We start from the raw sequence: 18,699 nt of genomic DNA on the forward strand, positions 1-18,699 counted from the left end.
GGGCGGTGGTTCCTCCGGCGGCGGTAAGTCGGCCGGTGGTCGATGATGGTCCAGTGCGACCACTGACCGATCTCCTCGACGTCCTCGACCCCGCGTGGCCCGCCCTGTCGGCGGAACTGGCGGCGGGTCCGGTGCTGGTGCTGCCCGTCGACGCGGAGCAGGGCAGGCGCTGCCTGTTGGAGTTGCAGGTCACGGCCCGTTCGACGCTGGGCGCGCTGGCGCTGCACACCGGCGGCCTGCTCGTGCTGGACGGCTGGCTGCGGGTGTACGGCGGCGGCTCCGAGCTGCCGAGCCTGACCGCGGTGAACGGCGCCGACCTGGCGGTTGGTCTGGTCGTCGCGCACGACGTGCTCGGTGGCGTGTTCGCGGTGAACGGACCGGGCTCGGCCGATGCCGGCCGGCCAGGGGCGCCGGGGCAGATCGTGTACTTCGCGCCGGACACCGTGGCCTGGGAGTGCCTGGACATCGGCTACTCGGACTGGCTGTCCTGGCTGCTGACCGACGGCCCCGCCGAGTTCTACCGGAGCCTGCACTGGCCGGGGTGGCAGATCGAGGCGGCGGCGCTCGAGCTGTCGCAGGGGATCGTGGTGTACCCGTTCCCGTGGTCGACGCAGGCGGCGGCGGACATGGGGGCCACCCGCAGGCGGCCGGTCCCGATGACGGAGCTGCTCGGCCTGGCCGAGAACTCGTGCGAGCAGCTGGGTCTGCCGTCCCCCGGGTTCCTCGGCACGCTCTGACCACTCCCGCGCGGCGAGCCGGTGGCGCGGGCGACATCAGCCGCCTCGGCTATCGAGACCGAGGTGGCCCTGGCGGGATCCCGCGCCGAAGGCTGCCGCCGGACCGACCGCGCTGGTTCGGCGGGCCACCGCGCTACACCTGGGTCAGGCCGGGTTCTGCGGGGCCACCGCGCCACGTCTGGGTCAGGCGGGCTCCTCCACGCCCAGCGCGCCCAGGAACGTCCGCAGCTTGGCGCCCGTCTCGGCCAGTTCGGCGTCCGGGTCCGACCCCGGCACCAGGCCCGCCCCCGCGTACAGCCGCAGGTTCGGCCCCGCCACCTCGCCGCAGCGGATGGTCACCACCCACTCGCCGTCGCCCTGGGCGTTCGACCAGCCGACGACGCCGGTGTAGTAGCCGCGGTCGAAGGGCTCCAGGTCCGCGATGACGCGGCGGGCGCGTTCGGTCGGCGCGCCGCACACCGCGGGGGTGGGGTGCAGGGCGGTGGCCAGCTCCAACGCCGTGGTGTCCGCATCGGCCAGTACCCCGCTGACCCGGGTGGACAGGTGCCACATCGAGCGGGTGGGTAACAGCTCCGGCTGCGTCGGCACGGTCAGCTCGCGGCAGAACGGGGCGAGCGCGTCGGCCACCGCGCTGACCACCAGCTCGTGCTCGCGCCGGTCCTTGGCCGAACCGAGCAGCTCGGTGGCGTGCCGCCCGTCGAGCACCGGGTCCTCCGAGCGCGGCCGCGACCCGGCCAGCGGGTTGGACAGCACGAGCCGCCCGGTGCGCCTGATGAGCAGCTCAGGGCTGGTGCCGACCAGGGTGCGCCCGTCCAGCGGCGCGGCGAAGGTGTGCCCGCGCGGGTCACGCGCGGCCAGGGCGGCGACCAGCTCGGTCACGTCGACCGGCTCGGCGGCGACCAGGTCGAGCCTGCGGGCGAGCACCACCTTGCGCAGCGCGCCACCGGCCATGAGCTCCAACGCCCGGCGCACCCCGTCGCGGTAGGCCTCGGCGTCGGTGTGCTGGCTGAGCCACCGGGCCGACACCGATGGCCGGGGCCGCGTGGTCAGCGGCGCGCCCCTGCGGACGGTGCGCGGGATGACCAGCCTGCTGGGCGCACTGGGGTCGAACGGGACCGCGCCCACCACGATCTCGTCCCGCTCGAGCACCGCGACCGCCTCGGCGGGCGAGCGCAGCACGGCCCGCTCCCCCTCGGCCAGCAGCACCCCGGAGGGCGCGGCGAACAGGAACGCGCCCTCCCGGTAGTCGGCGACCAAGTCCGTCGACAGGGCCTCGGCGGGAAGTGCTCCCAGGACAGGCACAGGCTGCTCCGTTCGGGTCTGGATGTCCGCTGGTTTCGGGTGTCCACCGGTTTGGATGTCCACTGGATGTCCACTGTGGAGTGATCAGCTGGCGAGGGTGGCGCCGCCGTCGACGTAGAGGTTCTGCAGGGTGATGTGCCGGGCCCGGTCCGAGGCCAGGAACAGCACCGCGTCGGCGACGTCCGCGGCCGCGGCGAGGCGACCGAGTGGGATGCCGACCCGGTAGGACCCCGGGCTGCCCTCGATCACCTGGCGGGCCCCGGCGCCGGTCCACAGCGCGCGCTGGGCGGGGGTGTCGGTGGCGCCGGGCGAGACGATGTTGCACCGGATGCCGTGCTCGGCGAGCTCGAGCCCGAGGCACCGGGTGAACATGGTGGCGGCCGCCGCGGCGGCGGCGTGCGCGGCGAACCCGGCGCGCGGCACACCGGCGGCGTCCGAGCCGACGGTGATGATCGCGCCCGAGCCCCGGGCCACCATCTGGCGGGCCACCGCGCGGGAGGTGAAGAAGACACCGTCGACTTGGGCGGCGAAGGTGGACAGCCAGTCGTCGTCAGTGGACGCCAGCACCGGACCCGGGCGCGGGACACCGGCGACGGTCACCAGCAGGTCGATCGGTCCAAGATCGGTGCGCACCCGCTCGACCAACCGGTCGACGGCGGCGGAGTAGCTCACGTCCACGGCGTAGGGGCGTACCCGGGCCCGCCGCGCGACCTGCTCGGCGACCACGGCCTCGACCAGCACCGGGTCGGCGCCCACGGCCGCGACCTGCGCGTTCTCGCCCGCCAGGGCCGCGACGACGGCGGCACCGATGGCCTGGTCCGCGCCGGTCACCAGGGCGACCGCGCCCGCGAAACCAGACATCCGCACTCCCCGCTGTCGCCCGTCGAGCAGTATTTAGGCTAGCCTAACCTGGCCTGGAGCGGCAGTGGGTGTGTCCTACGTCCTGCGGGGTGGACAACCGAACGGGGCGGTCCACAGTGGACCGCCCCGGTGCGTACCCGCGGGTGTGGTGGGTGGCGTCAGCGCCGCGCGAGCCTGCGCTCGGGGGCGGTGCCGTAGTCGAGGTGGTAGTGCGCGAACACCTTGGGCTCGTCGGCCGCCAGCAGCTCACCGTCGGTGGGGATGCCGGGGGCGTCGCGGACCAGGTCCTTGTTGTACCGCACGCGGACGGCCTTGGGGGTCACCGTGACACCGTCGGCCGGGACGAACACCAGGTGGCGGCGGTTGAGGAAGCCGTACTCGACCGTCAGGAAGCTCGGCTCGTCGGTGAGCGTGTCGACGTAGACCGCCTCCAGCGCACCGATCTTCTTGGACTCGGGGTCGATGACGTCCAAGCCGACCCAGTCACGCAGGTTCTCCACGGGGAACATGTCTGGAAAGTACCCCGGAGCCGGGTGGGCGAACCGTGGGCGCGCGCACATGCTGCCCGGTCGGGTGACTTGGGCTTGCTGTGGCTGGTTCGTGCTTGTGGCTGTCGCGCGGGCTTCTGCTGTGGGGCTGGATTGGGTGAGCCCTGGGTTGGGCTGTGCTGCGGGGCTATCGCGCGAGTTGTGCTGTGGGGGCTGGATTGGGTGAACCTGTTTTGTCTGGGGCCCCTAAGAAAAGAGGCGCAGTGGGTAGAGCGGGTGGGAAAGGGATACCCACCGCCTGGGCCAGGCTAGCGCCTCTTTTCTCCCCAGACAAAACAGGTTCACCCAATCCAGCAGTGTGGTGCGCGAGTTGCGGTGGTGCGGCGGTCGGGAACCGGGGGTTGCAGAGGTGCTGCCATTGCGGTCGGAGCGGCGGTTGGTGCGGTGGTTAGTGCGGTGGTTAGTGCGGTGGTTAGTGCGGTGGTGCAACTGGAGGGGGAAGCCTCCGCATGGGCGCATGCCAACCACACGTCCCCGAATTTACTCGCGTAGGGCGGTGAAGACCGCGGAGAAGTCCTTGTCTCCGAATCCCTTTTCTCCCATCAGGGCGTAGAGTTCGTGTGCTTGTTCGGTGAGCGGTAGTCGAATACCTGCGCCGCGTGCGGTGTCCAATGCCAGCAAGAGGTCCTTGCTCATCAAAGCGCCCTTGAAGCCTGGCGCGAAGTCGTTGTCGGCTGGGCCGCCTTTCACTATTCCTGGTACTGGTGGGCGGGTTCGCAATGCCCAGCAATCGCCGGAGCTCGTGGTGGCGACGTCGAAGAGGAGGTTGGGGTTGATGCCCAACTGCTCCGCCAGCAGGAATGCCTCGGCTACCGCGACCATGGCCGCGCCCGCCATTACCTGGTTGGCCAGCTTCACCGCGACGCCGCTGCCTGCGGGTCCGCAGTGGATGATCCGCTGCCCGAGCACCGAGAGGATCGGGTGGGCCGCTGCCAGGACCTCGGCCGGGCCGCCCACCATGATCGTCAGCGTGCCGTCGGTGGCGCCGGTGCTGGAGCCGCTCACCGGTGCGTCCAGCATGCGCACCCCTTGCGCTGTGGCCTCGGTGTTGACGCGGGCGCTGGTTGCCGGGTCGATGGTGCTCATGTCCACCAGGACGCTGCCCGGGCGCATGCCCGCCAGTGCGCCGTCGGGGCCGGTTGTCGCGGCCAGCACGTGCGAACCCTTGGGCAGCATCGTGATCACCACGTCGGCGGTGTGGGCGGCGGTCCTGGCCGATGGCGCCGGTTGGGCGCCGTGTTCGGCCACCTCCGCCAGGGCGGCCGGGTCGGGGTCGTGGCCGGTGACGGTGTGCCCGGCGGCGAGCAGCCTGCGGGCCATCGGGCGGCCCATGGTGCCCAGGCCGATCACCGCCACCCGGCACCTCTCCTCGGGTGCCATGTCAGCGGCCCGCCAGGTCGGGGGTGGACGGCTCCAGCCAGACGATCTCGCCGAGGGTCACCGCGAGGTGGGTCATCGGGCTGTTCGGGCTGGCGCCGTGCCAGTGCTCCTCGCCGGGTGGGCAGCAGACGACGTCGCCGGCGCGGATGAGGCGGGGCTGTTCGCCGCGCACCTGGACGTAGCCCTCGCCCTCGGTGATGTAGAGCATCTGGCCGCCGCGGTGCCAGTGCCAGTTGTTGCGCGCGCCCGCCTCGAACCGCACCATCAGCACGCTGACCGTGTGCGGCTGCTCGGACGGGAACAGGTCGTGCAGGCCGGTCAGCCCGGTGAAGTGCGCCTGGTACTTGGGGGGCAGCGGCTCAAGCGCGTCCAGGCAGCCCGCTTCGTCGATGACTCGCATGTCAGTCCTCCGTGGTGCTGTTGTTCGACACCCGCGCCGCGAGCGCGGCGAGGGTCTGGTCGTCCATCAGGTCGGCGAGGCCCGCGTCGCCGCCGAAGCGCGCTCGGACGCGGCCGAGCATGCGGACCGCGGCCAGCGAGGAGCCGCCCGCGGTGAAGAAGCCGTCCTCGGGGCGCACCGGGCGGTCGAGGACCTCGGCCCAGATCGCCGCGAGCTCGGCCAGCACCTCCGGGCTCGCCGTGCCGGGGGTGGCCGCGGTCGCGGTGCCGCCACCTCGGTGCACGGTCAGCTCGACTGGGACGCCGAGTCCCGCGAGGGCCTGCTCCAGCCGTTCGCGCGGACCCGGTGGTGGCACGCTCGCCACCGCGGCTGCCCTTTCCACCGGGGCGGCGGGGTTCAGGCGGTAGGCGGTGAGGTTGGTGTAGCCGGTGTCCCGCAGGGCGTCCACTGTGGACGTATCGCAGGCGTAGCCCGCCCCGGTGAGCAGGGCCAGCAGGTCCGCCAGGTCGGCGGACTGGTGCACCTCCAGGATGATCCGCTCGACCACCGCCCAGTGCCGCTGTCGCAGCGACCCGAGGATCGCGACCTCGGCGCCCTCGGCGTCGACCTTGAGCAGGTCGACCCGGGGCTCGGCCAGCCGGTCGAGGATGTCGGCCAGCGCGACCACCTCGATCGGCACCGTGCGGGCGCCCGCCATCCGGTCGTCGGCGAGCTGGTCGACCACCGCGCCCGCCTCGTCGGCGGAGTCGGTGGTCGCCGGGTCCGCGCTGTCGGCCACCGCGGTGGCGATGGCGGCGCGGATCGCCGCCCGGTCGGCGGACCGGTCGCCCGCCAGGCTGGAGAAGACCGCGGCGTGCGGGTAGACGGTCATCGTCCCCGGTCCGGTGTGTCCGCCGACGGCCCACGGCAGGCAGGTCACCGGCAGGTCGTGGTCGGCGACGTTGGCCACCAGGGCCGCGTAGGCCTCGGGCGCGGGCTCGAAGGCGTACACCCGCGCCGCCGGGCGTTCTCTGGCCACGTACAGCGAGAACAGGCCGATGTTCGCGCCGACGTCGAGCACCACGGGCGCCGCGGGGAGCGGGGCGGCGTAGACGCGCTCGACGAAGATCTCGTCGTGGACGTAGTCGGTCTCGTGCGGGTTGAGCTCGGTGAGCACCGTGCCGTCGGGCAGCGCGCGCCGGGGCAGTCCCGAGCGCGAGTCCGCCACCCACACCTGGGCCACCACGGCCGAACCGTCGGAAGCGGGCCTGGTCTCCACCGCGGTGACCCCGACCTGCGCGGACAGGAAGCGGCGGACCCGGTCGGCGGCGTCGGCGAGGCCATTCGCGCGGGCTCTGCCCCGGGCTACGAGCGCGGTGGCGGTCAGTGCGTTACCCGTCAGTGCTTCGTCCATCAACGTGTCGTCCATCAGCGTCTCCTTCCTCAGGCGGTACGCGCCGCGGCGGCGGTACCGGTCAGCAGGAACACCGGTTCGGGACCGGTGTTGTCCTCGGTCGCGTACCGGGTGAGGAACTCGCGGGCGACGCCGTTGCGCCCGGTCTCGCGGAACCTGATGAGCGCGCGGCCGTCGGCGGCCACCGCGTTGAACAGCGCTTCGGCCACACCCCGGCCGAGCACTCGGCAACTCATCGCGAAGCACTCGACTGTGGTCTGCTCGGTGGTGGTCAAGGTGAGCGCGGCGGCCACGGTGCCGTAGTCGCCGAACCGGTCGGACATCGTGGCCAACCAAGCAGTCGCGCCCGAGTCGAGCAGGTCGCGGACGCTCGCGGCACCGACAGTCGCAGAGGTGAACTGGTTGGTACGGGCCAGGAGTTGGCGGATGCGACCGGTGTCCCCCGCATCCGCACGACGAACCCGGATGTCGGTACCCAGTCTGGCGTTGAGTTCCTCGGGGCCGGTGATCGCCGCTACCTCGGCGCGGCGCGCGTCGGCGAGGTAGGTGGCGTTGCGCAGCCGGTCCTCAGTGGTGGTGAAGAACCGGTCGAGTTCCCAGGTGTCGTCCAGGATCGCGCGCGCGTCCCGGTCCGGTGGCAGCTGGACGACGGTGACCTCGGGCAAGGCGGCGGTGGTCTCGGCGCACACGTACGGGTCGTCGTCGACCAGCACGAAGCTGTCCACACCCAGGCGCAGCTCGTCCGCCAGGGAGACCAGGTTAGTCCACTTCGGACTCCAGTTCACCCGGGTGGCGACGAAGTCCGCACGCTCGAGCACGAGGTCGTCCGTCCGCTCGGCGAAGACCCGCTCGACCGCGGCCGGGTCGTTGCGGCTGCACACGGCGAGTAGGAAACCCTGGTCCCGCTTGGCTTTGAGGAAACGCTGCACCACGAGGTAGCGCTCTCCCAGGTCCAGCTCACCCGGTGGCAGGTCGCCGCAGGCGCCGCCCCACAGCGTGTGGTCGCAGTCGATCGCGATCACCTTCTTCGGCCGGGCGGTCAGCGACTGGGCCACCCGGATGATCCCGACCGCCAGCGCGGCGAACGCCTCGTCGGTGTAGGGAAGGTGCGCGATCGCGGCGGCCTGCGGGTCGTGCGGGTTCGCACAACCCTGTTGGGCGAACCAATCCGCCGCCCGCACGACCGCGACCTCCGGGATCGCGCGCAACCCGTTGTTAACGAGATCTTCGACTTCGGGGCGGGTCGCGCCGGGCGGGTCGGGGCACAGCACCACCAGTGTCGGCACGGGTGCGGCGAACACGGTCACCGCGGCGATGAATGCCGCCGCGCGATCGGTGACCTCAGGCGCCCAGTCGGACGGGCGGACCAACGTGACGTTGACGCCGTCGGTGTTGCGCGCGAAAGCGCTGTGCGGCAACAGGAACTGCTCGGCGACCTGGCCGTAGGGCGCGACCGCCACCGGGTGGGGATGTCGGGTGTGGGTCAGGGCGTCGCGCAGGAACGCGGTCAACGGGTCGCAGGCGAACGTCGCGGCGACCAGCACCGACGGCGCTACTGGCGCCGCGCGGGACGGGGGCGGGACAACGGGATCGTGCTCGGTCACGGACACTGACGGCCTCCTCGGCTGCCGGGCTCGGTGTTTTCCCAACAGCAGCACGGCCCCTTGACGGCACTGGTTCACCGCCGTCGCTCACACCTCCGGGTGGCTGAGTGGGAGCACCATGGCGCACGTCCGCGCGCCGGGAACCACTGCCACGTCAGGCTTTCGAGGCCCACACGCGGTGTGCCCGCCGCCGCCGGAACCGCCCGTTCGCCGGGACCGCACCCCCTCGACCGAGGACCACGGGTTTCACGCACCGTGTTCGCGGGAACCCGTTCGGTACTCGGGCTGGACGGGGAGCCCGGGCGCCCCTAGGTTCCGACTCGTCGGGGCCACGCTAGTGTCCGGCCAAGATCATGATCGACTATGGAGGTTCCACCATGGCAGTGACCGCCGACCTGGACAAGCAGCTCGACAAGGCCTACGAGGGCCTGTCGGTCGCCGAGGTGCTCGACGCCCCGGTGGCCGCGCTGGCCGGGGTCAGCGAGGGTGACGCGGAGAAGCTGGCCGCCGCGTTCAACATCAAGACGGTGCGCGACCTGGGCACCAACAAGTACTTCCGGCTCGCCGCCGCGCTCGCCGACCTCGAGGCCTCGAGCAAGTAGGCAGGCCCGACCCGGCCGCCGCGCGCTCCCGGCGCGCGGCGGCCGTCCTTTGTGGATCGAGACCGGCCACGCCGGGCCGGTGCCGGCCAGGTGGCCGACCAGCCGCGGCGTGTCGACGAACCGCCTGCGCCGTGAGGTCGACCACCACACCGATAACCCGCCGCAGCGGGTCAGAGGAACTCGGTGAGCAGCTTGTTGACCGCCTCCGGGCGCTCCAGGTAACCGAAGTGGCCCGCGTCGGGCAGTTCATCGAAGCGCGCGCCGGGGATCATCCCGGCCACCTCGCGGCCCAGGTGCGGCGGCGCGATGAGGTCGTCGGCGAAGGCCAGCACCAGCGTCGGCGCGGTGATCCGGGCGCAGCGCGCGGGTAGCCCCGGGTCGTCGCCGATGTCCATCTGCGCGCGCACCCCCGGCCCGGCGGGCTGGTCGCCGAACTCCAGCACGTCGAGCCACTCCTGGACCTTGACCGGGTCGAACAGCGTGCGCGGCGACAGGTTCCACATCGCGGTCGTCGCGGCGTGGTAGCGCGGCGGGAGCCGGAGGCCCTGGTCGGTGAGCTGGCGCTCCCCCTCGTCGAACACCTCGTGCAGCGGCTCGGACCGGCCGCGCACGGCCATCAGCACGACCTTGCGCACCAGCGCGGGCTCCTCGGCGGCCAGGTGCAGCGCGATCCGGGCGCCCAGCGAGGTGCCGACCAGGGAGAAGCGGTCGAGACCCAGGTGCCGGGCGAGCGCGCGCACGTCGGCGGCGAGGTCGGCGACGGTGATGCCGTCGGCGCACAGGTCGGTCGGCGCGATGCCCCGGTTGTCCACCGCGATCACCCGGTGGCCCGCCGCCACCAGCGCGGGGACCTGGTGGATCTGCCACACCCGCCCGGAGCTGCCCATGCCCATGAGCAGGAAGACCGGGTCACCGGTGCCGTGGTCGTGGTAGCTCAGCTGGATCCCGTTGACGGGCACCACAGGCATCGGGCGTGACCTCCTCAGTAGTTAGGTCATCCTTATTTGTCGCCCGATCGAGTGTCAATTCGGGTCGCGCAGCCGAGTCAGCAGCCGGGTGAAGACGGCGTCGAGGACGTCCAGCTCGGCATCGGCGACGTCGGCGAAGAAGTACCGACGGACGGTCTCGACGTGCGCGGGGGCCGCGGCCACAATCGCCGTGCGGCCCGCCTCGGTGAGCCGGATCATGCAGCCCCGCGCGTCCTCCGGGCAGTCCTCCCGGACCACCAGACCCCGCTTGACCATGCGGCTGACCTGGTGGGAAAGCCTGCTGCGCTCCCAGCCGACCTCGGTGCCGAGGTCACGGAAGCGGACGACACCGTCGGCGGCCTCGGAGAGCGGGACCAGCAGGGCGTAGTCGGCCAGGGACAGGCCGCTGTCGCCGCTGAGCTGCCGTTCCTGGGCGTTCTGCAGCTCGCGGTGCAGTTCGCGGTAGGCCCGCCACACCCGGGCCTCGCGCTGGTCCAACCACCTCATGGGCGATCAGGCTACCCAGACTTTGTTGATGTGTCATCATTGGTTCGTGGAACTCGGCATCTACAGCTTCGCGGACCGGCACCCCGACCCGGCGACGGGCGAGCAGCTCTCGGTCGCCCAGGCACTCCGGAACACCCTCGAGCGGATCAAGCTCGCCGACGAGCTCGGGCTGTCCTTCTACGGCCTCGGCGAGCACCACCTGGACACCTACGCCATCTCCAACCCGGGGACGGTGCTGGCCGCGGCGGCGAGCGTGACCTCGAACATCACGCTGAGCAGCGCGGTCACGGTGCTCAGCACCGAGGACCCGGTGCGCCTCTACCAGCAGTTCAGCACGCTCGACCAGCTCAGCGGCGGGCGCGCCGAACTGCTGGCCGGGCGCGGTTCGTTCACCGAGTCGTTCCCGCTGTTCGGGGCCGACCTCGGCGACTACGACGAGCTGTTCGAGGAGAAGCTGGCGCTGCTGCTGCACATCGACCGGGAGGACCCGGTGACCTGGTCGGGCAAGTTCCGGCCGCCGCTGACCGGCGCCCGGGTGCTGCCCCGGCCGTTCGGCGACCGGCTGCGGATCTCCATCGGCACCGGCGGGAACCCGGAGTCGTCGATCCGCGCGGGCCTGCTGGGCCTGCCGGTGGTGTACGCGGTCATCGGCGGCGGCCCGGAGCGGTTCGCACCGCTGGTCGACCTCTACCGGCGCGCCGTCGAGGCGGGCGGACAGGGCGAGCCGCACGTGACGATGGGCGCGATCGGCTTGGTCGCGCGCAAGTCGCAGGAGGCCAAGGACGCGTTCTACCCGTACTGGCTGGAGACCATGAAGTACGGCGCCCGCGCCCGCGGCTGGACCGTCCCGAGCCGCGGCGACTACGACGCCTACACCGACGGCGCCTCGGCCATCTTCGCCGGCAGCCCGGACGAGATCGCCGACCGGCTGATCACCGTCGGGCGCCTGGTCGGGGCCGACCGGTACGCGATGCAGATGGACTGGTCCGGCGTGCCGCAGTCGATCGTGATGACGGCCATCGAGCTGCTGGGCACCGAGGTGCTGCCCGCCGTGCGCAAGGAACTCGGATAGCGGGAAGGGGCGCCAGGTGGTGCCGCGCGAGGACGGGCACGAGGTCCTGGATCCTCCGCTGACCCCGGCGCTACGGCTCGATCATGGTCACCCCGGTCCCCGGCGCGTTGCCCATCGCGGTCAACGCGGCGGGCGCCTCGGCCAGCGGGATCGTCTTGGTGATCATCAGGTCCGGGGTCAGCGCCCCGGCGGTGATCATCGACATGAGCTGCGGGTAGGCGTGCGCCTGCATGCCGTGGCTGCCGAGGACCGACAGCTCGTAGGCGATCACCCGGGCCATCGGCACCGGCGGGTCGGTGGGCAGCAACCCGACCTGCACGTGCCGCCCGCGCCTGCGCAGGCAGGTGATCGACGCGGCACAGGTACCCGGGCTGCCCAGGGCGTCCAGCGAGAGATGGGCCCCACCCCGCGTCGCCTCCACGATGGCGGTCGGGATGTCTACGGTGGTCACCGGGTTGAGGCCCAGCTCGGCCCCCATGGCGGCGGCAAGGTCCAACGCGGTCTGCGAGATGTCCACCGCGATCACCCGCGCACCCGCGGCGGCGGCCACCGCGACAGCGGACAGACCGACACCACCGCACCCGTGGACCGCCACCCACTCCCCCGGCGCGACCCGCCCCTGCGCGATCACCGCGCGGAACGCCGTAGCCACCCGACACCCCAGACCCGCCGCCGTCGCGAAGGACATCTCATCGGGCAAGCCGACCAGGTTGACCTCGGCGTCCTCGATCGCGACGTACTCCGCGAACGACCCCCAGTGCGTGAACCCGGGCTGGGTCTGCCGCTCGCACACCTGCTGATCACCAGCCGCGCACGCCGCGCAACTGCCACAGGCGCACACGAACGGAACCGTGACCCGATCCCCGATCCGAACCCGATCGACACCGGACCCGACGGCGGCCACGGTGCCCGCGAGCTCATGACCGGGAACGTGCGGCAACACGATGTCCGGGTCGTGGCCGATCCACCCGTGCCAGTCACTCCGGCACAGACCGGTAGCGGCCACCTGCACCACTACCCCTCGCGCGGAAGGGGCGGGATCAGGCACCCGCGTGACCTTCGGATCCACCCCGAACCCCTCGAACAGCACCGCCCGCACCGCAACTCCCTCCGCCGGTTGGTCGACGCCCCAGTCGACCACATGGACGACCACCGGCGAAACGCCCAGCAGACGGACACGGACCCGCGCCAGCCACGGCTGGCCAACCGCTGCCAGCGGGTGTGGAATCGGGAAGTGGCAGTGATGCGATAGGCGGTATGTGTGGAAATGTCGGGAGAGCGGCACGGAAGCAGGAGTCGAAGCGAGTGCAAAATCCCACCCCGGCCCACCAAACCGCAGCGGATAGGCCGCCCCCGCTGGAACGCAAGGCCCGCTACGGATGCTCGATCTAGTGGACTCGCTTCGTGTGGGGGGAGAGCACCGCTAAACTGGCCGGTGGTGGGGAATGCCCTTCACCCGCCCTTTTTTCACCACCGCGGTGCTCTAGGGGCCCCACACGAAGCGAGTTCACTAGATCGAGCCCACGCTCTTACTCGGGCAACGAAGACGGCAACACCAAAACGAGTCATTAGATCGAGCCCAGCTAGCCACCAGGCAACAAAGCAGCACCTGGGAAAAGCGCGAGAGGGTGGCCTGGGCATAGACCACCATCGCGTCCCAGCTGCACCGCCACCCGGCTCCCAACACCCCGACGCGGCACCGTTGCCGCGGCCGGGAGTGTCCACAGTGGTCGGCCTGTCGGGAGAAGAGCCACCTCGCCTCGTGCCCCGACGTCGCAGGGCACCGTGTGCCCTGGACCGCCGCCACGGTAACGACGTCGTCGAGTCCCAGGTACCTCCGAACGGCCCAAGCCCGAGTCTCAGCCGTGATCGATGCGTGATCTCTCCGAGACCGAGAGGTCGCCGCACACCCGTGCGGAACCGCCGATCAATCCACAATAGAATGTCTACTTCAGACTCCGAACTGGTAGCTCATGCTGGCGTCGTAGCCGCCTGCGTCGAGGAACAGCAGGTGATCCCCCGCGCGCAGCCCCGGGGGCAGCGCGAGCCCCTCTCGCGGCCGGTCGTGCTCCATGCACAGCCTGCCGAGCACCGCCTCGTCGCCCGGACCGAGTCTGCGCCAGTTCGCGCCGGGTGGGCGCCACAGGACCGGGTGCGGATGGGTGGTCCAGTCCGGTAGCTCGGCCACCGAAGCGTCCACTACCGCCGCCCGACCTGCCGGACCGTCGCGCACGTCGAGCACCGTGCTGAACACCGCCATGGCGGGCTCCACCAGGTACTTCCCCGGTTCGAACAGCACCTGGTCGACCGTGCCGAGCCGATCGGTGGCCACCCGCACAGCCCGCACCAGCGCGTCGGTCAGGTCCTCGGCCCGCGTAGCCGGTGACCAGCCACCGCCCAGGTCGAGGCACTGCACCCGCACCCCGGCTCGCGCGCACAGGTCGGCGGCCGCGGTGATCGCAATGGTGAACTCCCGCAGCCACCGCGCCTGGCCGATCCGGCTCGCCGCGCAGTGGAAGTGCAGGCCAATCCGCCCGACCGGGGCTGCCCGGAGCGCGTCGACCAAGCGCGCCTGGCCGGTTGGGTCACTGACGTCGACACCGAACCTGGACGGGACGCCCGGCGGGGCGAGGCGCACGCCGAGCACATCGGTGTGCACCGAGCCGTCCCGGATGAGGTCGACGGTGCGGGTCAGGTCGGCGAGCGAGTCGCAGAAGACGGCGCCGTACTTGGCCGGCACCCCGTCGAAGCGCCACCACTTGGCCGGGCCGTTGAGCACCACCCGGTCCGCCGGGAACCCGGCCGCGGCGCACCGGCGGGCCTCGGCCTGCGAGATCACCTCTGCGCCCGCGTCCGCGCGCAGCACCGCGTCGAGCACGCGCGGGTCCGGGTTCGTCTTCACCGAGTAGGCGAACCCGGTCGGCACGCCGCTGGCGCCCGCCACCGCGCGGGCCACCCCGGTGAGGGCGGCGATCCGGCGGTCGAGAACCGGGCGCAGCAGCACCCGGGCGGGTGAGTCGCCCGGGTCGACGGGCAGCGTGGCGGCGACGTCGGCGGCGGTCCGCTCGTCGAGGTCGAGCGGTTCGGTGGGCACCGGTCCGGCCGCCAGCCTGCGCGCGAGCACCGGCATGGCCGACGGGTGCTTGCCGCCGGTCGGCCATGCCGGTGCCCCGGCCGCCCGCGCGCCGAGCAGGCGCGGGGCAGCCGGGATCTCCTCGACGACCCGGACGAAACCGTTGGCGAGCAACGACTCCGGCCGGGTGGTGGAACTCCCGGTCGCGGCGGAGACCAGCCGCGCCGGGAGGTTGATCCCCGCCAGGGTGGCGCCGTGCACCCAGGCGGGGAAGCGGGGGTTGACCTCCAGCAGGTGGCGGTCACCGTCGTCGTCGCGCACCATCTCGACCTCGCCGCCGCCGGTCCAGCCGGTGTGCCGGACGAACTCGACCAGACCCGCGTGCTCGACCGGCTCGACCGCGCCCGCCCAGGTCTTGCCCTCAGGGGTGACCAGCGTCTTGCGCATGGCCGCCGCGCCGAGCAGCACGCCGTCCAGGGCGGCGAACACGATCGACTCCTCGACACCGTCGACGTGCTGTTGCAGCAGGACCTCACCCGCGCCCCAGGTGACCCGGGCCCGGTGCAGCGCGCCGGAGAGCGCCGTCAGGTCGGCGGGCGCGGTCGCCTCGTAGCGCGGACCCTTGACCCAGATCCGCCAGCCGTGCGCGACCGCGAACTCCGTCGCGTCCTCGATCCCGGCCGCGAGCAGGTATGCGGGGACCCGCAGACCCAGCAGCCGCGCGGCCTCGACCCCGGGCTTGCGCACGGCGTCGAACGCCGCGACCCCGGGCAGCAGCAGCGCGCGCTGCCCCGGGTGCCGCTCGGCGAGCAGGGCCGCCTCCAGGTCCAGTCCGGGTACGAACACCGCGTCCTCGGACAGCACCGCGTCGACCAACCCGGCGCACGTCGCGGCCAGGTCCGCAGCGGCCCAGTCGGGGCGCACCAGCACGCGGTCGAATACCGTCGCGCTGAGACCGGTGGCCGCCGCGGAGTAATCCACCGCGACCAACCGAGCCCCCGGCCAGGCGAGCCGGAGCGAACGGGCCACACCCAGCCCGGGCGACGGGTTGGGTCCACTATGGACACCAGAGACCAGGACCGTCGGTGCCACCACGCCCCCTCAGTGCCCGAGGGCGAAGTAGGCGGCGAGCCGCTCGCCCTCGCGCTCGCGCAACCGGGCCCACAGCTCGGCGTACTCCGCGGCCGGGATCTCGGAGTAGTCGTCGTTGTGGTCGGAGTAGTCCTGGAACGCGGTCTCGGCGAACTCCTCGGCGGACATCCGGGCCCGGGCCGCCGCCCAGCGGCCGCGCTCGCCGAGCGGGGTGTGCGGCAGCGGGTAGTAGCGGTAGGCGTCGAAGGCGAGCCGGGGCACCGCGTCGATCAGCGCCAGCGTCTGCCGGGCGTGCGCGCCGGTCTCGCCGGGCCAGCCGATGCCGATCGACGCCCGGAGCACGTAGCCCGTGTCCAGCGCGCGGTTGAGCACGTCGGTGGCCGCGGCCCGCAGCACCCCCTTGGCCAGCCGCTTCCTGGTCTCCGGCGCGGCCGACTCGACCCCGACGTAGAGCGAGCGGAAGCCCGCGCGGTACATGAGCGCGAGCAGGTCGGGGTAGCGCTCGAGGTCGGTGAGCTGGACGTCGCAGCCGAACCGGAACGGGGCGCCGTCGGCGATCATCCGGGCGCAGAACTCGCGGACCCGCTCCTGGGCGCGGTCGATGAAGCAGTCGTCGACGAAGTAGAAGCCGCGCGCGCCGGTGGCGGAATTCAGCGACCACAGGTCGGTGTGCAGCCTGGCCGCCGAGACAAATCGAAAACGGGCACCCGGGTATTGCGCGTTGAGATAGCAGAATGTGCACCGGCGGGTACACCCGCGCGCGGAGGCGACGTGGATACCGGGGACGCCCATGTTCGGCCAGCTGCGCGCCGGGTGGACGTAGCCGGGCAGCTCGGGCCACCAGCTGGGGACGCCGACGTCGTCGAGCGAGATCGGCTCGGCGCCGTGCACCAGCCCGGCCGGGCGCGACCGGTCGGCCAGCCAGGAGACCAGCGCTTGCTCGCCGTCGCCGAGGAAGATCGTGCGCACACCGCGCCAGATCGGGCTCGCCGGATCCGGGAAAGTGCTGACCAGGGGCCCACCCGCGATGATCGGGACACCCGGGGCGACCGCGCGCAGGTGGTCGACGGCGGCCCGGAACCGGCGCGCGCCGACCCCCTGCTTGGCGGTGAAACCCACCACCGTCGGGGGTGCGACGACCAGCTCGGCGTCCAGGCTCGCGGCGACGTCTTGGCCGTTCAGGTCGAGCACCCGAACCTCGTGCCCGACCGCGCGGAGCGCGTGACCGATGGTCAACGCACCCCACGGCGGGAACGCGCGCGGATCGACATCGTCGTAGATCCCCGGATGGATGAGCAACACCCGTTCACCGAGCATGACGCCTCCCCCTCGTCAAAATAGGGTGTCGCGGCATTTCCGAGACCTGTTACCCCCGGCCACATATCGATGCACCAGGCATTAACACATTCCCCCAACTTGTCACCCCGAACGAACCAAACGAATTCCCGAACCGACGAACCAACCTTCACGGAAAGTGAACGAGCCACCCACAGGCTGCGCCGACAGGGGACCCAGAGACCCAAGCCGCCACACGGAAGGGTGGGATCAGGCTGCCCGCCATCACCCATCCGACACCGTGCTGTCGTTTTTCCGCTGGTAGGAGCGCCCGCGACGGACGATGCTGGACGCCATGCACTCCGACACCGAGCGCTGCGTCCGCGCCGTCCAGTCCCGCGACGCCCGCTTCGACGGCTGGTTCTTCACCGCCGTCGTCACCACCGGCGTCTACTGCAGGCCCAGCTGCCCGGTCGCGCCGCCCAAGCCGGTGAACATGCGGTTCTACCCGAGCTCGGCGGCGGCCCAGCAGGCCGGTTTCCGGGCGTGCAAGCGGTGCAGGCCGGACGCCACCCCCGGCTCGCCGCAGTGGAACGAGCGCGCCGACCTCGTCGGCCGCGCCATGCGCCTCATCGCCGACGGGGTCGTGGACAACGGCGGCGTCACCGCCCTGGCCACCCGACTCGGCTACAGCGTCCGCCAGGTCGAACGCCAACTCCGCGCCGAACTCGGCGCGGGCCCGCTGGCACTGGCGCGGGCCCAACGAGCGCAAACAGCCCGGATCCTCATCGAAACCACCCCCCTGACCATGACAGACGTATCAGTGGCGGCGGGGTTCGGGAGCCTGCGGGCGTTCAACGAGACCGTGCGCGAGATCTTCGCCCTGTCCCCCACAGAGCTGCGACAACGCACCGCCAAGCGCACCCGGGCAACCCCCGGCGGCCTGTCCGTACGACTCCCGTTCCGCGCGCCGCTGTGCCCGGACAACCTCTTCGGCCACCTGGCCGCCACCGGCATCCCCGGCGTCGAGGAATGGCGCGACGGCGCCTACCGCCGCACGCTCCGCCTGCCCAACGGCCACGGCATCGTCGCCCTGCGCCCACTACCCGACCACATCCGCTGCGACCTGTCCCTGGCCGACCTGCGCGACCTCCCGGTCGCCATCGCCCGCTGCCGCCGCCTCTTGGACCTCGACGCCGACCCGACAGCCGTGGACGACCAACTGTCCACCGACCCGGCCCTGGCCCCCTTGATCGCCAAGAACCCCGGCCGACGCGTCCCCCGCACGGTCGACGGCCCGGAGCTGGCGGTCCGCGCCGTCCTGGGCCAACAGGTCTCCACCCAGGCCGCCCGCACCCACGCCTCCCGCTTGGTACAGGCACACGGCGAGGAAATCGAGGACACCGAAGGCGGCCTGACCCACCTCTTCCCCACTCCCGAGGCACTGGCCGACCTGGACCCCGAGTCCCTAGCCCTCCCCCGCTCCCGCCGCCGCACCCTGATCGCACTGGTGGAAGCCCTCACCACAACCCCCTTGGACCTCACCCCGGGCGCGGACTGGGAGGCGGCAAGGGAACGACTGCACGCCCTCCCCGGCTTCGGCCCCTGGACAGTGGAAACCATCGCCATGCGCGCCCTCGGCGACCCGGACGCCTTCATCCCCACCGACCTGGGCATCAAGGCAGCGGCGGAATCCCTTGACCTGCCAACATCTCCACGCGCCCTGACCGAACACGCCACCGCCTGGCGCCCGTGGCGCTCCTACGCCACCCAGTACCTCTGGGCCACCAGCACCCACCCCATCAACCACCTACCCGCATAACCCACGCCCAGCACCACACCGCGCACCGCACCGCACCGCACACCGACCTCTGAGGTGCTTCGA

16 protein-coding genes are annotated in these 18,699 nt (G+C 72.0%); 4 read left to right on the plus strand and 12 right to left on the minus strand.

Annotated elements, in window-relative coordinates:
- The first annotated feature begins 53 nt into the window (after positions 1–53).
- Entirely contained in the window at positions 54–737 is a 684-nt protein-coding gene (locus QSK30_RS14455; RefSeq protein WP_285503122.1) for a DUF2625 family protein, read from the plus strand.
- Positions 738–920: 183 nt separating this feature from the next.
- Here QSK30_RS14455 and QSK30_RS14460 read toward each other — a convergent pair whose 3' ends face one another.
- The 7 genes from QSK30_RS14460 to QSK30_RS14490 form a co-directional block, all read right to left on the minus strand.
- Complete coding sequence (locus QSK30_RS14460; RefSeq protein WP_285503123.1) at positions 921–2,039, minus strand: isochorismate synthase; 1,119 nt, start codon at positions 2,037–2,039, stop codon at positions 921–923.
- A gap of 84 nt (positions 2,040–2,123) precedes the next feature.
- Entirely contained in the window at positions 2,124–2,900 is a 777-nt protein-coding gene (locus tag QSK30_RS14465) for an SDR family oxidoreductase (RefSeq protein ID WP_285503125.1), read from the minus strand.
- A 158-nt stretch (positions 2,901–3,058) separates the two neighbouring features.
- Complete coding sequence (locus QSK30_RS14470; RefSeq protein ID WP_285503127.1) at positions 3,059–3,409, minus strand: PRC-barrel domain-containing protein; 351 nt, start codon at positions 3,407–3,409, stop codon at positions 3,059–3,061.
- Positions 3,410–3,928: 519 nt separating this feature from the next.
- Positions 3,929–4,804: a 3-hydroxyisobutyrate dehydrogenase gene (gene mmsB / locus QSK30_RS14475; protein ID WP_285503130.1), complete on the minus strand. Its 876-nt coding sequence runs from the start codon at positions 4,802–4,804 to the stop codon at positions 3,929–3,931.
- Positions 4,805–4,829: 25 nt separating this feature from the next.
- On the minus strand, positions 4,830–5,228 hold the full coding sequence (locus QSK30_RS14480; RefSeq protein WP_285503132.1) for a cupin domain-containing protein: 399 nt from the start codon (positions 5,226–5,228) through the stop codon (positions 4,830–4,832).
- Between the two features lies 1 nt (position 5,229).
- Positions 5,230–6,636 (minus strand): FkbM family methyltransferase, encoded by a 1,407-nt coding sequence (locus QSK30_RS14485; protein ID WP_285503133.1) that lies wholly within the window; start codon positions 6,634–6,636, stop codon positions 5,230–5,232.
- A 14-nt stretch (positions 6,637–6,650) separates the two neighbouring features.
- Positions 6,651–8,231 (minus strand): HAD-IIIC family phosphatase, encoded by a 1,581-nt coding sequence (locus tag QSK30_RS14490; protein WP_285503135.1) that lies wholly within the window; start codon positions 8,229–8,231, stop codon positions 6,651–6,653.
- A 371-nt stretch (positions 8,232–8,602) separates the two neighbouring features.
- Here QSK30_RS14490 and QSK30_RS14495 point away from each other — a divergent pair, with 371 nt between their 5' ends.
- Positions 8,603–8,827, plus strand: coding sequence for a hypothetical protein (locus QSK30_RS14495; RefSeq protein WP_285503137.1), 225 nt, complete (start codon positions 8,603–8,605; stop codon positions 8,825–8,827).
- 170 nt (positions 8,828–8,997) lie between these two features.
- Here QSK30_RS14495 and QSK30_RS14500 read toward each other — a convergent pair whose 3' ends face one another.
- Together QSK30_RS14500 and QSK30_RS14505 are read right to left on the minus strand one after the other, a co-directional pair.
- Positions 8,998–9,795, minus strand: a complete 798-nt coding sequence (locus QSK30_RS14500; RefSeq protein WP_285503138.1) for an alpha/beta fold hydrolase — start codon at positions 9,793–9,795, stop codon at positions 8,998–9,000.
- A 54-nt stretch (positions 9,796–9,849) separates the two neighbouring features.
- On the minus strand, positions 9,850–10,302 hold the full coding sequence (locus QSK30_RS14505; protein ID WP_285503140.1) for a MarR family winged helix-turn-helix transcriptional regulator: 453 nt from the start codon (positions 10,300–10,302) through the stop codon (positions 9,850–9,852).
- A gap of 46 nt (positions 10,303–10,348) precedes the next feature.
- Between QSK30_RS14505 and QSK30_RS14510 the strand changes: the two genes are divergently transcribed.
- Positions 10,349–11,374 carry an LLM class flavin-dependent oxidoreductase gene (locus QSK30_RS14510; RefSeq protein WP_285503141.1) on the plus strand — a complete coding sequence of 342 codons (1,026 nt, stop codon included), beginning with the start codon at positions 10,349–10,351 and terminating at the stop codon, positions 11,372–11,374.
- 70 nt (positions 11,375–11,444) lie between these two features.
- Here the strand turns inward: QSK30_RS14510 and QSK30_RS14515 are convergent, their stop codons facing one another.
- The 3 genes from QSK30_RS14515 to QSK30_RS14525 all read right to left on the minus strand — a co-directional run bounded on the left by QSK30_RS14515 (position 11,445) and on the right by QSK30_RS14525 (position 16,856).
- Positions 11,445–12,473 carry a zinc-binding dehydrogenase gene (locus QSK30_RS14515; protein ID WP_285503143.1) on the minus strand — a complete coding sequence of 343 codons (1,029 nt, stop codon included), beginning with the start codon at positions 12,471–12,473 and terminating at the stop codon, positions 11,445–11,447.
- 852 nt (positions 12,474–13,325) lie between these two features.
- Positions 13,326–15,428, minus strand: a complete 2,103-nt coding sequence (locus tag QSK30_RS14520) for an ATP-grasp domain-containing protein (RefSeq protein WP_285503144.1) — start codon at positions 15,426–15,428, stop codon at positions 13,326–13,328.
- A 120-nt stretch (positions 15,429–15,548) separates the two neighbouring features.
- The gene (locus QSK30_RS14525; RefSeq protein ID WP_285503145.1) at positions 15,549–16,856 is read right to left on the minus strand and encodes a B12-binding domain-containing radical SAM protein; all 1,308 of its coding nucleotides are present in this window, start codon (positions 16,854–16,856) and stop codon (positions 15,549–15,551) included.
- Between the two features lie 313 nt (positions 16,857–17,169).
- Between QSK30_RS14525 and QSK30_RS14530 the strand changes: the two genes are divergently transcribed.
- A complete protein-coding gene (locus QSK30_RS14530; protein ID WP_285503146.1) occupies positions 17,170–18,636 on the plus strand; it encodes a DNA-3-methyladenine glycosylase 2 in 1,467 nt (488 codons plus the stop codon).
- Positions 18,637–18,699 lie beyond the last annotated feature (63 nt).

Origin of the sequence: Actinokineospora sp. NBRC 105648, assembly GCF_030269645.1 — a bacterium.
Taxonomy (GTDB): domain Bacteria; phylum Actinomycetota; class Actinomycetes; order Mycobacteriales; family Pseudonocardiaceae; genus Actinokineospora.